We start from the raw sequence: 13,649 nt of genomic DNA, 5'->3' as shown, positions 1-13,649 counted from the left end.
CTATATCAAGAAAAAAGTTATGAAAAAAATATTATATACCATATGTACATTTTTAATCCTGGTCACATTCGCCTCCTGCAGGAAGTTTTTGGATGCCAAACCTGATCAAAAAATGACCACTCCAAATTCTCTGGAGGATTGTGATGCTTTACTGGATGATCGTGCGACGATGAACAGCATGTATCCGGTGTCTGCTGAGATTGCTTCTGATGATTACTATCTCGTTAAATCGGATTGGGAATCTATCTATAGTTTTTGGGAAAGGGATGTTTATGTATGGAATAAGAATGTGGACATCAATTATATGGAATGGCAAGGTCCATATAAAATTATACTGATTGCTAATCAGGTATTGGAAGTACTCGATAAAATAAACCGAGAAAGGGATCTTGTTAAGTATGACAGGATAAAGGGGAGCGCTTTGTTTTTTAGAGCTTATGCTTTATCGCAATTGACTACTGTTTTCACAGGTACTTATCAAAAGGAAAGCGCTGACCGATTATTGGGGTTGCCGTTACGATTGAAGCCAGGAGCTGATGAGCATGTTGTTAGATCCAGTTTGCGCGAAACTTATGAGCAGATCATAAATGATGCAATAGAATCGTATGCACTGTTACCAGTAACAGCATTTGTTAAAACTCGTCCCAGTAAAGGGGCTGCTCAAGGATTATTAGCGCGTATTTACTTAGAAATGGGTGAATATATGTTGGCAAAAACAGCTGCTGAAAAAGCATTGGAGCATAATAATTCTTTAATGAATTATAATTTACAGGATAATAGTACAACACCATTTGAACGCTTTAATGTTGAGGTGATCTTCCATGCATCTACCAACGTAAGCGATGCTTTATATCCTACTATGGCTAAAATTGATTCGGTCCTTTATAAATCCTATAGTGATCATGATTTGCGGAAAACATTATTTTTTGGTGATAATGAAGATGGTACGTATTCATTTAAAGGTAGATATGATGGTCAACTCAATGGAGCAACTTTTTGTGGAATCGCTGTAGATGAACTTTATCTGATTTTAGCTGAAACATCTATACGGAACAATGAACTTGAAAATGGTCTTCATGCACTTAATGAACTAATGGTAACGAGATGGGATGCGGGAACATTTGTTCCTTTTTTGGCAAATAGTAAAGAAGCGGGTTTAAGTATTACACTTCAGGAAAGGAGAAAACAGCTGTTGTTCCGTAATATTCGATGGGCGGACTTGAAAAGACTTAATTTGGAGCCAGCTCATAAAAAAACACTTGTTCGTAAAATCGGTGATCAAGAATACGACTTATTGCCAAATGATTTAAGATATACATTCCTGATCCCCCTGAAGGTTATGGGGCAGTCCAAATTAGAACAGAATCCAAGATAATTTAAAATGATAATCAAGATGGAAAATAATAGAAATAATAAAATAGGAGTTTTCATTGTTCTTATATGTTTCAGTAATCTCTTTGCCTTTGGTCAAAGCCTGGGGATGAAAATTGGAGAACAATATAATTACAAGGAGATACTACAGTCGATCAATTATAAAAAAGGTCAATTTGCTATAAAAGATTTTGAAGATAAGTTAATTATATTAGACTTTTTTACAACTAACTGTGGATCCTGTATCGCGGCAATGCCTAAGAATAATGAATTACAGCGGGTGTTTAATGAAAAAATTCAGATTTTACCTGTAACAACGGAAAAGAGAAATATCGTTCAATCGTTTTTTAGTAAAAATGACTTTGTTAAAGACAATAAATTGCCGGTTATCTATGAAGATGTCGCTTTATCCAAGCTTTTCCCATATAAAGGTGTACCGCACATCGTGTGGATATACAAGGGTGTAGTAAAAGCAGTAACTGCTGGTGATATGTTAACCGGTAAAAATATTAGAGAAATTTTAGAGGGGAAAGATATAAGGTCTTGGCCGTTAAAAGATGATTATTATCAATATGTCGAAGATAAAAATAATCGAAGTGAAAGTACCATTTATTCAGCTTTAAGCCCATATAAGGAGGGAGCAAAATTGAAATACAGTATTGATACGCTTGAGTCTGAAGGATTGATTAAATATAAGATGACAAATGTTACTGCAATACCAGCATTTTTATATGCGCTTTCAAAAATGAGAACTTTGCCGTTAATGAAAAAAGAACGAATTGTTATTGAACTCAATAATAAAGGTGATTATCAAGTTCCTGACTCTGTGCCACAAGCAATATGGACACAACGTCACGCATTTTGCTATGAATCTACCTGGCCATTAGAAATGGAAGAACATGAAATCATGAACAGAATAATGCGTGATCTTAATAATAAATTAGGACTCAATGTGCGCTTGGAAGACCGTGTAACTCCAGTCTGGTTAGTGAGTAATGGGAAAGATAAGGTTGAAAGTTCAGGAATGGATCAAAAGAATCAATTAGAAGAGATCGGTACATGGACAATGTTACTTGAGATATCTAACCCTACATTTCCACCAATTGTTTTAAAAGGTGTTGAAAAAAGTCATTTGGTTGACACAGATAAAGTATCTGATTTCAAAACTTTTCAGGCAGTTATTACTAAGAATGGTCTGGTGGCAACTGAACAGGAATTTCCTGTTGAATGTCTGGTAATAAGTAACGATAGTCTGAAAGGAGATTAGGTTTTCTTTCCTCTAATAGATTAGTTTATTAATAAGTAAGTTCAGCTATTTTTTAATAACTGAACTTACTATAATAAAAGAGATTAGTGCATTAGATGAATAATCTCTACAGTTTCAAGATTACGATTTTAATGTAACATTGGAGCTGTTTGTGTGTGTATTTAAGGCTGTGACCATTTCCTCCAGTAAAGGTCTGTCAATTTGCGGTTTGGATCCTGCACCTACAGGTGCTTCAATGGTACAGATCTGTTGATCTCCAGAACAAGAAGGTGGAGTGCCTGAAATAAGAGTGTAACTCGCTGGACTTGTAGGGTTACTTGGAGTGTTTAATTGGAATAGTGCCATTTTGGTATTCTTTAGTAGTAATGAACGTTCATTATCGAAGACAGTTTTTTTAAGTTTTGAACTGCCCGTTTTAATAATAAACTGAAAAAATTGATTTATCCTTGGTTGCGAGGTGCAGATTTGTCAATGCTGCGGTTCGGCCTTCTGAGTTACCCTCGAGGGTGTATCTATCATAAAGATAAACAGCAGGACTTTAACGATGCTACCCTTTATCATGGGGAAATACCGCAAATTTTTGTTTATTCCATTTCTTTTCCATATCCTTTATTTTAAACCTAAATTATGATCCTAGTAATACGCTGACTCCAATAATCTATTTCAAAACTACAGCAGCTTTGCTTTTTCTCTTTGTGTTATAACTCAGACTTTCAATTTGTCTGAGTTTTAATAATCTTGAAGAATTTCAAAATTATAGTAGCTTTGGTTTTTCTCTTTGTGTTATAACGCAGACTTTTAATTTGCTAATGGTCTTTATTGTGCCAATATTTTAAAGCAGCATAGTATTGACGATGATCAGTATAGCCTAAAAGGCTACACATCTGATCTACCGTTAACTTCCCTATAAGCTCCGGGATCTTGGCATATAGAAATGCTAATCGTTCTTCCCGGTCTAATTTTGGAATGCGAATGTATACTTTTATCGTATTGAGCGCCTGTTGCTTCAAAATGTGGTTGAGATGATTCAGTTCGGGATATCGGCCTATTCCTTCCTGGAGGATTTCATTGTTGATTTCATATACGGTGCTATCCGCTAAAAATCGAATAGCGACCTCTGCAGATGATCGACTGTAAAGATGTTTTGTGCCTTCAATATATTGATTGACAGTGCCGATACGCTCAATCTGGATTTTCATTTTTTTATTTAACAGTTCGTAAGAAAGCAATCCTTCAAGGAGAAAGGCTGAGGAATGTTTTATATCGTTTTCCCTGATGTAATACTCCTCTTTTTTATAATGCTTGATCTTACCGTTTTGGGACAGAAAGTTTATTACTTCTTCGGGTAATGCAACATAACCTGAAAAGTAATCTTGTAATCTTTTCATGATCAGTAAATTTATAAAGACAGTTGATCGCCTTTGAAAAATAGATTTTTCTTCAAAGACGGTTGACTGCCAACCTGTAGTGTGTTAGAAAAATGGGTTAGTTATGCTCGTGGTTGATCTCTATTATGGAACCCGGTACCGACCGAACTTTTAAATCCGGTCGATGATGGGGCTATTCCAATCAGCTCAAAACAATCATTATTCATAGTTTATTGGTTTTTTGGGAGATTAAAGGAAGTAATTGCGATCGGTACATTCCTCCTTTAACGGGGCAACTACTGCAGATGATATCTGATCCAGATGGAAATGGGTAGGCGGATGGGTACAGATTGCTCTTGATTGGATTGAGCAGTTCTATTAATGATCATATTAGGGTCGAGGACGACCATATCTTTGTAATGGTCTCCCGGAGGCTTAGCATCTTTTTGGAATTGGATATACTGGCCCGACTCCCAGGTTTCCGCAATACCGTTTCCGGTCGTCAATTTAAAAGCTGGTGTCATAGCCGCAATATATGCTTGCTGGCTTGGGCTCATGTCGAAATAATCTAAAAGCAGCTTTGCAAGATCATTTCTTGCTAAATCAATGATGTCTTGACGCTCGTTAATGTTCATTAGAAATAATTCCATATGAAATGAAGCAACGCCTGCATTGTTGAAATTTTTTTTCATTTTGGTTTTTATGATTTAATGAACCACAAATAAAAAGACAAATGTTGTGCTCGCCAAGCGCATTTAAAGGGATATTTTCATAATATACACTAAAGTGTATATTGTGAAAATGTTTACGGATATGCTATTTATGTAATAAAGTGGATACTTAAGGGTTTATTGCTTCTAAGTAGTTAATATTCATTACGTATTTTTACTTTTAGTATTGTAAAACGTAATAAATATGTTTAAATTTAATGTTTGTTGTCGTTTTAATTAGCCAAACCTACAATTCACTTTAACTTATGCAATCTGCTCGATTTTTACGAAAATTATTGTTTTACACTGTTGGTGTTCTGTTATGTACTTTGCTCATCAATCTGGGTAGTTCATGGTATGATCCGATGGCTCGTTTGAAAAGTGTTCCTTTTCGGACAATCATGCTCATGACTGTTCCGCTTCTTTTCGTATACCTCATGTTACTGTCGTGGTTCATTAATTTTTGGTATACAGATATTAACGGTTTATATAAGCTGCCCAGGAAATGGCAGTTTATTTTATTTGTACTGTTGGCAACAAGTGTAATTGTGGCCTTGCATATGATGGTACTTCATGTGGCAATAGGTCTTAAGACTGGCAAGTCTATATTCTCTATGGCTTATTTTAGAGCTGACTTCTGGTTTTTCATTATGCCATTGCTCAGTTACTGCTGTTTATTGTTTGCTCGCCCACAGGCATCACTTCTTCCGTTTCAGAATACGAGAAAAGCCTTGCTGGACCATGATGCCTTGTTGCATGAACGGGCGGTTTTGGATAGTGCTTATCAAGAACTGCAACAGCACCACCATGAACTGTCAAACGACCATAATCATCTGCTTCAGCATCAGGAAGGTTTGAAAACCAAAATTGATGCACTGCTTGCCGAATCACTTTCTACACAGGAAAATAATGATGATATAATTAAGGAGATAAAAGCTGAAAATATAGCTTTAAAAACGCAGTTAGATCTTCTGAGCGATCAGGAGGCTGAAAAGCCTACTAAAATGTTTCCATCGCTTCAGAAATATGAACTTGATGCGAATGGAAAATGGCCGTTAGCGTGGACAGAGTCGAGGATCATGGATACATTGATGCATTTTATCTGGGACCGGCATCTGTCTCATGCTGTGCAGCCAGGAGCTGTGCGCCGGGTATATGAAGTGATGCTGATACTCAAATTAAAAAAATATAATCTTGGTGTTTACGTTTCTGGTGAAAAATGGGTTTTGGAAGATGAGGAAGCCGCTATACTGTTGCGAAATCCCTGGATGGTGACGGTGAATGCGGATCTTACTTTAAATATGTTGTATTGTAATGGAAAATTCTTACCTGGTGTCCAGGGCTGCGGTAAGTTCAATATATTGATCGATGATTTCTGTAAAAATGTTTTGGACGAAAAGGTGAAGCATGATAAATTGAAGAAACTATTGCTGTCTAGACATTTTAGAAAAGGCTTCGAATATTTTTGGGAACCAGATCGTTTACTTAAAATGGATGCAGCGCAATTGTACGATACATTGGGCAAAAAAAAGTAGGCGATAAATTTATCTTTAACAGTAAGGTATTGGGCTTTCAGGTTGTGCAACCGTTAACTGGAACCCCATAGATTCGGTACCGGACATGAACAGTTATTTTTTATGTTAAGTTTTATTGAACGAATCTGTCAACAGCTGGAGACCATTACCCAATTGTTGGAAAAATCTGTGCAACAGAATGAAGTATCCCTCTCCAGACAGGTGGATCCCGATGCGGAAACCGATCTTTCGCATCTTTCTGATTTACTGGATATCAATCAGGTGATCGATCTGTTGAAGATTTCGGAGGCGACCTATTACCGTTGGGTGAAGCAAGGGGAGTTGATACCGCGAAGAAAAGGAAAGCGCCACTATTATTGTCTTTCAGATCTGGACAGACAATTAAAAGAAGGTAGGAGAAGAGGAAGAATTTAGTGATTTTAGTATAAAAGTCGTGCGATCAAAAGAAAGCATGACTTTTTTTATATTTAAATTTGATAACTTACACTTATAAAATTGATTTAGACCCTAAATATAACAAAGTTCGTCATTCATTTAATCTTTAGAAAGAAAATTAGACCAACCCAAGTTCTGAATAAAAGAACGACAGTACTAACAGTGATCACCTTTTCTACAGATATTTTAATATAATGAGATAAAGTGCTTAAAAGAAATAATAACGCGATGAAAATATTTGATAAAAAACACAGCAAGGAGCCACCTGCTAGGTATTCAGAAAATTCTCAAGGAGATTTTTATGTAGAGAATGATGCTTGTATTCGTTGCGGGGCTCCGGAATTTGAGGCGCCTGACCTCATTGATCATTCGAAAGCTGAATACGGACACTGCTATTTTAAAAAACAGCCAGAAACTCCAGATGAATTGGACAGAGCGATCTGTGCTATGCAGGTTTCATGTATTGCTGGTCTACGGTACGGAGGTACGGATGAGAAAATATTGAAAAGGCTTTATGAGGAAGGATTGGAAAATGAATGTGATCATAAACGTAAAGGCAGGTTTGGCTTTTTAAAGAAATTTTTGAAATGAAGTCGTCTCTAAAGACTAAATCTTACGGAAGACATTAAAGTACTAATTCCACAAAAGTATTGAAATTTAAAAATGAGCACTGTAAAAATACCGAAAAAATTACGAGATATCTTGGACACTTTACGAGGTGGACAAATTGAAATTGGTCTAGAGCAGTTAGAACAAATAAAAGGCTTTGGACCTCAGAAAGCTATAGTTCATGCGGAGATAAATTACTTCAAGAGCAATTACGAAATCGCGATGACAAACGATGAAAGTGGTTTGCCATTTAATGACCAATGGTATGCTGGCAACGTTTTAAGTGAGCACTTTTCTGCATACACAAATACGGCTCTAATGACGGGAAGTATTTTAAGAGCAGAGACTTTTTACAGCAATTTCTTGACTGAAAAAGAAAAATTAAATTTACCTGAACATCAGATACGTACTTATAGGTTTCAAATTGAACGTCATTTAGCTAAACTAAAGGGAGAAAATGTTTTGAGTATTTGGGATAAACCGATTAAAATTATAAATGACGGTAAATCAATTGGTGAATTTATTGCACAACTAAAGCAGTATCGTCCAAAATTGACATTTGATAGTGAAAAAGGAGCAGCATACCTGCTTCACTTTATGTTAGAGTCAGGAAATACGGACGAAAGTCTAGCCTATTATGAAAAGTTTGCTGCTAAAATTTTCCTAGATGATATTCACATAAATGCCGCAAGACTTTTTTATCTGACAGGGCAAATCGATAATGCAAAACAAGCGATAATAAGGTTTGCAAAAATTTGGTATCCTGTTGAACACATCCAAATTACCCCAATGGTATTGTTCAATTATGATGACTTGTTACCGCTTTTGACAAAAGAATTTAAACAGGAGATTTTAAGTCTTCCTAAAGGAAAACAATAAAGCTTTGTTGTACAAATTTAATTAACGGCTAATAAAGGGAATCAACTTTTCGAATTCCAACTGATTCTAATGCAGGTAAAGTAAATTGGAAGACAGCAACATAAAAAATGTTATCTTAGAAGGATGAAAAAGCTTGTTTTTATTCCATTTATAATTTTAATATTATTCTCATGTCGGAATAGTAATAAAACAGTAGAAAATAAAACAGTAACGGAAATTAAGAAGGATGAGCCTTATTTTAAACCAGGTTATCATTATGTACAACAGATACCGGATAGTTTACGAACGCCGGAACAGCAAGCATTATTAAAAAAGCTTGCGACTGTTACTTATGAAAATCTTGCCGTAAAAGATAATAAGATGGTGTTTAACTTAAGTGAAAAAGAGTTTGTAGCTAAAGGAATTCCTGTTGAATATTATGAATTAATCCAAAAAGATCTGGTCAATAATAATAAATTTATCAAAGAAAGTAATATTACTAATATGGATTCTATCTTAAAAGAATCTAATAAGCAGATCAGAGATTCACTAGGGTTATAGCAGTTTAATAAACTACTCGTATCGTTGTCAAATCAAAAAAAAGCCGTTTGCAATTATGTAAACGGCTTTTTTAAAAAATAAGTAGTTGATTAAATAAATCCTTCTTTTGTGTCAATAATTTATGAAGTGAATGTTCATTATACTCTTCAAATATTCCTACGGAGTATATAACATAAAGCTATCCTTTAAATCACATACAGTAAACCAGATTGGTCTTAAGAAGACGCTAAGTTGTACAACAAGTAGTCTGGAGGGTGGTGTATACCATATCAAACTGTACGAATGAACACAAATACCTTACGAATTGTAAACGATGCCCCTCAAATATAAATTGGTTATAGAATGCTACCGATAAAACCTGTAATTTACGGGAGTTCTTCATTTTGCTAAATGAATATAATCATGATGAGAAAATATCTTTGTATAATGCTTCTTTTTATCGCTGCAGCTAATGGTCTGCGTGCGCAAACGGTGACCAGTAAGTTGCTTCCAATCAAATTAAAGGCAAGTTTTGAACGTGTAAAAGATGCTATCCCAGATATGGATGGCTGGTATATTGATCAGGATATGGAGGTTAAAGCCTTGGCGCATACAGATACTACGGCGACCTTTGAAATCCAGGAGAAGGGTTTAAGTACTGAAATTCTTGTTGACAACGAAAAAGAGTATAATAAGCTGGTCGCAGCGGCAGCGAAAGACGTTTCTAAACCAAGTATTTATATGCTCTATAATTACAAGTTAAAAGGCAAAAAAACGCAATTTGTGCCGATCAAAAAAAGCTTTTTATTTCCTGAATATGGGTTTATCTGGACACTGACCGTAAAAAAAATAGCAGAAAACGAAACTGAGCTTTCATTTGCATATAAATCGCTGGCCCCAACATTTGCCAGTAAAATAGAAAGTGAATTTAAAAGCGATACCTATTATACCAACAAAATTCTTAAAATTTCGGTCGATGATAAGCGCATGCGTCAGCGGATCAACGATATTTTGATCAATAAAATGCATGTCGACAGGGATTATCCGGCGCCATCATATCCAGCACGTAATTAGGTTTTAGACTTTGTGCCAAGCGATAATCTTTTAGATGTGATCCTGTTCAAATATTTCTACGGCGTAAATACCATATAGCCATCTTTTAAATCAGATCCAGTAAACCAGATTGGCCTTAGGAAGTCCTCCTTTGTGATCGGGCTAGTCATATAATCGCGAATAATTTCAAAAGGGTCTCCATCCAGAAGATCTACTTGTTTTGTATCCGAAATTTGGAAATGAATGGTTGAATTTGCCAAGATTGCCTCGTCCTGCTCGGTTAGTTCTCTTTTTAAGTATTTTTTCTCGATCAGTGCCTTTATCGTTTCATAGTCCGCATCAGACTCCATGAAAATTGATGCAGCCCTGCCAAAGGAAATTCCATCAACATACATATAGTCTTTTGGATCGAGACCTTTCATCGCAGTATGTGCTCTTGCTTTGGCATAATCAGGCATACAGTCTAAGCTGTAGATAAGATTGGTGAATTTTGCCGCATATAGGGGTTTGGAATTTTTAGCTTTTGGGTTGACCGCAAGCATTATTTCAGCATTTATCTTTTGACCAAAAAATGTCCCTAACTTGTCATATGATGCTACTTTTCGGGTATTGGGCCAGGATGTGCTGACTATTGTTGATAGGTCATCGCCCTCAATATCTTTCAGTATAAATTTGATCATCGCAGATTTGGTCGGAGCTACAAGCGTGACATCTGTTGTTTGTAAATAGTCTACATCCGGGAGATTTGGAGCTTCAATAAATTCATAATTATCCGCATGGAGCGAACTGATCTTCATAATTGCACCCAGATATAGTTTCTCAATATTTTTATTGGTGAAAATCCTGTCTTTGTCATCGTCGGCTTCTTGTGCTAGGACGTTTAAACCAAATATGTTCAATAATATGATGAGTATTTTTACTTTCATGATTTTATAATTTCGGGTACATAAATAACCTTGATCTTTAACCAGATCGTTTTCATATCGGCTCTACTTTTATCACTCAATATGTCATTTATCGACGATGGGTTGTAAAGCTGACCCGAGCGGCGTGCATTGGAATTTTCGCTTTTTAATTGGCTGTTGTAGAGTGCAATATTTAATGAGATCTCATTTTTGTCGTTCTTCGTAGCAAAGTGTTTCCAGTCTTTTTCTTGATCCTGATAAATAAACAAATCTTCTTTTTCCCATTTTATTTTGTACGATTCTTTGTAGCCACCAGCTTTGGAAATGAACAAGGAGTCCTTTTTGAGCGTCATGGTCTGAGGCCTGAAATATTTTGGACGGTTCTTGAAGTTCTTATCTTGTTCAGTTTGTGCAAATGAAGATAGCAAGTTATTATTTTGATAAAGGCCAAATTCCAATTGGCTCTCCGAGCTGTAAACATATGTCTGATCCTTGATCGGGTCTGGACCTTTCTCAGGTTCGGGCTCAGGTATTACTTTTGGTTCTTCGGGAGTTTTTTTTGTGCAGGACTGGAATACGATGGCTCCTAGAAAAAGGATAAGGATATATCGCATGTTGATGCCGGTTATTTTCATTTCGTTAAACTTATAAGGTTAAAAGCGCTATTTTTGCTTACATCACATTTAGTTTTCTTTATAAAAGTAGTGATTGTAAAATAGATTAACAAAATTAAATTCTCTTTACAGGGATATTTGAGTTTAAAAGTCCATTTTTTCGACTTTAATAGGAAAGATTTCAAGCGGTTTTTTGAGGAATATCGCGATATGGACCTACTAAATATATGAATATGTAGCGAGGATTTTTTAAAAGCAGCATTTTAGCTAGGCTAAATACTTTCTCTCCATAACCTAATCCCCTTTTATTGTATTTTTTACTTCTTAACCGGTGGCTTATTTACCTTTACCCTTATGTATTTGGGGGAGATGTTGGTATAAATTATCTACGTCTTGCTTCAAAAAGAGCGCTGTTCCTTCTGCCATTGTGGTCGCTGTACCACAAGCTATGCCCATACGCAATATTTCTTCCGCATTTCCCTCATTTGCCAAAACAGAAACCATACCTGCGACCATACTATCTCCTGCTCCGACAGTGCTACGGACCTTCACTAGCGGTGCGGCTTGTTGTACCTTTCCTTTTTCAGAATACAGTACAGCACCTTTAGCACCTAAAGAAACAACTATTATTTCCGCTTTACCGCTTGCTATTAAATTTTTAGCGGCATCATCCATGGTGCTTTCGGTCAGTTCGCTTTTTCCTGAAAGAGCTGCTAACTCTCCAATATTGGGCTTCACAAGAAAAACACCCTCGTTCACAGCTATTTCCAATGCTTTGCCAGAAGTGTCTACAATGACTTTACTGTTTTTGTGCTTACATATTTGAATAATGTCCTTTACAAATTCAGGCTTAACTTGTTCAGGTAAGCTGCCGCTTATAATGGTTATTTCGGGAAAAGTATTGATGCTTTCAATAGTTTTTAAAATATCGATTTGTTCTTCCTCAGATATAGATTGCCCCGGAAAACCAAACCTGAACTGCTGATTATTTAAAGCGTCTACAACAATAAAGTTTTCTCTTGTTTCATTTCCAACCGGCAAAGGCAAAATATCAATTTCCTCCTTTTGCAAAAGCTCTTCAAGAAGTTTCCCTGTCCTGCCTCCCGATGTAAAAATTGTACCTGATGCTATCCCTAATCTTTTTAATGCTCTTGATACATTAATACCTCCGCCACCGGGTTCATATTTTGGAGCTTCACAACGCAGTTTCTTTTCGGGTAGAATTCCTTTAACCGTGCTGCTTTTATCAATGCAGGGGTTTAATGTTATGGTTAGGACTGATTTTGACATTTTATTTATATTTAGCTGTTGGCGAACAATAAAGTTGCCGCGAATATTTTTAGCGCTGCCATTTTTTAGAAATACCTATATTCAAATATAATTAAAAAGTTTAATTGATTTCCTTCGGCCATTCTTTTGACATTACCTTGTTAGCTATCGTGTTTTCGTTTTTTTATTGTTTTATTTTGCCAAATGGCTGTTGTATGTTCGCTCTTATTTTCTGTCGTGTTTGTAGTCCTATTCGTGTCAATAAATAACCGATTAATGAAGCGGCTAAAACCACCAAAGCGCTAAGTGTTTCTAGTATCCAAATGCAACTGAAATACTCAAAACTGCAATCAAAATTGGTCTCCAGTCTATTTACGAAAATTTTAAAATAAAAAAGGTAGTAATTTAGTAAAGTGGAACAATCATTGATCCAAGAGAAAGCAGCTCATTTAAAATACTAAAAAATTATGAATATGAAAAAAATGCTAGGTATTGTCATTCTTGTACTGGTCACCCAGATGAGTTTTGCTCAATATTTTAAATTAACGCCTAAGGGTTTTGTATCCAACGACAACAGTGATTATACGGTGGTGGAAGTCCCGAATGTAAAACAAACGGATCTGTATAAAAATGTCCTTAATGCCATCAATAGTATCTACAGAAATCCACAGAAAGGGCTTAGTGTCGTTGAGGGTGAAAGTATTAGTATAGCAGCGTATGAGGAGGAAGTTTTACCCATAAAACTTTCTAATGGGCTCGGAAAAACTCTTCGTAAATATGATTTATCGTATACACTGACTTTTCTTTTTAAAGATGGCAAGATTCGGATCAACAGTCCTGCTTTTGAAGCGAGACGATATGTCGAAGGTTCTTACAAAGGCGCAAGTGGCTGGAGTGGGGATGAATGGGTTACACTAAACTTGATCAAAGTCGGGAAATCGAAATTATATCTTTTTGAAGATAATGGAAAAGTCAGATTTGAAGATGCCTACGATGGTTTAAACAGTCATTTTAATGCGCTCTTAAAACAGATCATTGATAAATCTGGAACGATCAATAATTGGTAATTGCTTTTGAAATAAAGCCGTGACCTTCTGAAAATCACGTACCTCTAAA

15 protein-coding genes are annotated in these 13,649 nt (G+C 35.9%); 9 read left to right on the top strand and 6 right to left on the bottom strand.

What is annotated here, in order from left to right:
- Positions 1-19: 19 nt before the first annotated feature.
- The gene (locus JAZ75_RS21490; RefSeq protein ID WP_208698365.1) at positions 20-1,375 is read left to right on the top strand and encodes a RagB/SusD family nutrient uptake outer membrane protein; all 1,356 of its coding nucleotides are present in this window, start codon (positions 20-22) and stop codon (positions 1,373-1,375) included.
- Between the two features lie 18 nt (positions 1,376-1,393).
- Positions 1,394-2,638 (top strand): TlpA family protein disulfide reductase, encoded by a 1,245-nt coding sequence (locus JAZ75_RS21485; protein ID WP_208698363.1) that lies wholly within the window; start codon positions 1,394-1,396, stop codon positions 2,636-2,638.
- A gap of 120 nt (positions 2,639-2,758) precedes the next feature.
- Here the strand turns inward: JAZ75_RS21485 and JAZ75_RS21480 are convergent, their stop codons facing one another.
- From JAZ75_RS21480 to JAZ75_RS21470, 3 genes are all read right to left on the bottom strand, one after another.
- Positions 2,759-2,983, bottom strand: a complete 225-nt coding sequence (locus JAZ75_RS21480) for a hypothetical protein (RefSeq protein ID WP_208698361.1) — start codon at positions 2,981-2,983, stop codon at positions 2,759-2,761.
- A 461-nt stretch (positions 2,984-3,444) separates the two neighbouring features.
- Positions 3,445-4,026 (bottom strand): hypothetical protein, encoded by a 582-nt coding sequence (locus JAZ75_RS21475; protein ID WP_208698359.1) that lies wholly within the window; start codon positions 4,024-4,026, stop codon positions 3,445-3,447.
- 275 nt (positions 4,027-4,301) lie between these two features.
- Complete coding sequence (locus JAZ75_RS21470; protein ID WP_208698357.1) at positions 4,302-4,697, bottom strand: hypothetical protein; 396 nt, start codon at positions 4,695-4,697, stop codon at positions 4,302-4,304.
- Between the two features lie 284 nt (positions 4,698-4,981).
- Between JAZ75_RS21470 and JAZ75_RS21465 the strand changes: the two genes are divergently transcribed.
- From JAZ75_RS21465 to JAZ75_RS21440, 6 genes are all read left to right on the top strand, one after another.
- A complete protein-coding gene (locus JAZ75_RS21465) occupies positions 4,982-6,250 on the top strand; it encodes a hypothetical protein (protein ID WP_208698355.1) in 1,269 nt (422 codons plus the stop codon).
- A gap of 102 nt (positions 6,251-6,352) precedes the next feature.
- Complete coding sequence (locus JAZ75_RS21460; RefSeq protein WP_208698353.1) at positions 6,353-6,664, top strand: helix-turn-helix domain-containing protein; 312 nt, start codon at positions 6,353-6,355, stop codon at positions 6,662-6,664.
- A gap of 249 nt (positions 6,665-6,913) precedes the next feature.
- Positions 6,914-7,276: a ferredoxin gene (locus tag JAZ75_RS21455; protein ID WP_208698351.1), complete on the top strand. Its 363-nt coding sequence runs from the start codon at positions 6,914-6,916 to the stop codon at positions 7,274-7,276.
- Between the two features lie 72 nt (positions 7,277-7,348).
- Entirely contained in the window at positions 7,349-8,173 is an 825-nt protein-coding gene (locus JAZ75_RS21450; protein WP_208698350.1) for a hypothetical protein, read from the top strand.
- Positions 8,174-8,296: 123 nt separating this feature from the next.
- A complete protein-coding gene (locus JAZ75_RS21445; protein WP_208698348.1) occupies positions 8,297-8,713 on the top strand; it encodes a hypothetical protein in 417 nt (138 codons plus the stop codon).
- 402 nt (positions 8,714-9,115) lie between these two features.
- A complete protein-coding gene (locus JAZ75_RS21440) occupies positions 9,116-9,766 on the top strand; it encodes a transcriptional regulator (protein WP_208698346.1) in 651 nt (216 codons plus the stop codon).
- Positions 9,767-9,822: 56 nt separating this feature from the next.
- On the opposite strand, the gene JAZ75_RS21435 is transcribed toward JAZ75_RS21440, so the two are convergent.
- The 3 genes from JAZ75_RS21435 to JAZ75_RS21425 all read right to left on the bottom strand — a co-directional run bounded on the left by JAZ75_RS21435 (position 9,823) and on the right by JAZ75_RS21425 (position 12,554).
- Positions 9,823-10,671 (bottom strand): hypothetical protein, encoded by an 849-nt coding sequence (locus tag JAZ75_RS21435; RefSeq protein WP_208698344.1) that lies wholly within the window; start codon positions 10,669-10,671, stop codon positions 9,823-9,825.
- Positions 10,668-11,285: a hypothetical protein gene (locus tag JAZ75_RS21430; protein ID WP_208698342.1), complete on the bottom strand. Its 618-nt coding sequence runs from the start codon at positions 11,283-11,285 to the stop codon at positions 10,668-10,670. The genes JAZ75_RS21435 and JAZ75_RS21430 overlap by 4 nt, the downstream gene beginning before the upstream one ends.
- 315 nt (positions 11,286-11,600) lie before the next feature.
- On the bottom strand, positions 11,601-12,554 hold the full coding sequence (locus JAZ75_RS21425) for a 1-phosphofructokinase family hexose kinase (protein WP_208698340.1): 954 nt from the start codon (positions 12,552-12,554) through the stop codon (positions 11,601-11,603).
- A 452-nt stretch (positions 12,555-13,006) separates the two neighbouring features.
- Here JAZ75_RS21425 and JAZ75_RS21420 point away from each other — a divergent pair, with 452 nt between their 5' ends.
- On the top strand, positions 13,007-13,600 hold the full coding sequence (locus tag JAZ75_RS21420) for a DUF4468 domain-containing protein (protein WP_208698338.1): 594 nt from the start codon (positions 13,007-13,009) through the stop codon (positions 13,598-13,600).
- The last annotated feature ends 49 nt before the right edge of the window (positions 13,601-13,649 follow it).

Origin of the sequence: Sphingobacterium sp. UDSM-2020 (genome assembly GCF_016132525.1) — a bacterium.
GTDB classification, from domain to species: domain Bacteria; phylum Bacteroidota; class Bacteroidia; order Sphingobacteriales; family Sphingobacteriaceae; genus Sphingobacterium; species Sphingobacterium anhuiense.
Note: the sequence above shows the minus strand (reverse complement) of the source record. Positions and strands in the feature narration are given on the sequence as shown.

Bases quoted from the DNA above. Each gene is read 5' to 3' on its own strand.
- JAZ75_RS21490 (WP_208698365.1), top strand. From the start codon at position 20: ATGAAAAAAATATTATATACCATATGTACATTTTTAATCCTGGTCACA.
- JAZ75_RS21485 (WP_208698363.1), top strand. From the start codon at position 1,394: ATGGAAAATAATAGAAATAATAAAATAGGAGTTTTCATTGTTCTTATA.
- JAZ75_RS21480 (WP_208698361.1), bottom strand. From the start codon at position 2,983: ATGGCACTATTCCAATTAAACACTCCAAGTAACCCTACAAGTCCAGCG.
- JAZ75_RS21475 (WP_208698359.1), bottom strand. From the start codon at position 4,026: ATGAAAAGATTACAAGATTACTTTTCAGGTTATGTTGCATTACCCGAA.
- JAZ75_RS21470 (WP_208698357.1), bottom strand. From the start codon at position 4,697: ATGAAAAAAAATTTCAACAATGCAGGCGTTGCTTCATTTCATATGGAA.
- JAZ75_RS21465 (WP_208698355.1), top strand. From the start codon at position 4,982: ATGCAATCTGCTCGATTTTTACGAAAATTATTGTTTTACACTGTTGGT.
- JAZ75_RS21460 (WP_208698353.1), top strand. From the start codon at position 6,353: ATGTTAAGTTTTATTGAACGAATCTGTCAACAGCTGGAGACCATTACC.
- JAZ75_RS21455 (WP_208698351.1), top strand. From the start codon at position 6,914: ATGAAAATATTTGATAAAAAACACAGCAAGGAGCCACCTGCTAGGTAT.
- JAZ75_RS21450 (WP_208698350.1), top strand. From the start codon at position 7,349: ATGAGCACTGTAAAAATACCGAAAAAATTACGAGATATCTTGGACACT.
- JAZ75_RS21445 (WP_208698348.1), top strand. From the start codon at position 8,297: ATGAAAAAGCTTGTTTTTATTCCATTTATAATTTTAATATTATTCTCA.
- JAZ75_RS21440 (WP_208698346.1), top strand. From the start codon at position 9,116: ATGATGAGAAAATATCTTTGTATAATGCTTCTTTTTATCGCTGCAGCT.
- JAZ75_RS21435 (WP_208698344.1), bottom strand. From the start codon at position 10,671: ATGAAAGTAAAAATACTCATCATATTATTGAACATATTTGGTTTAAAC.
- JAZ75_RS21430 (WP_208698342.1), bottom strand. From the start codon at position 11,285: ATGAAAATAACCGGCATCAACATGCGATATATCCTTATCCTTTTTCTA.
- JAZ75_RS21425 (WP_208698340.1), bottom strand. From the start codon at position 12,554: ATGTCAAAATCAGTCCTAACCATAACATTAAACCCCTGCATTGATAAA.
- JAZ75_RS21420 (WP_208698338.1), top strand. From the start codon at position 13,007: ATGAAAAAAATGCTAGGTATTGTCATTCTTGTACTGGTCACCCAGATG.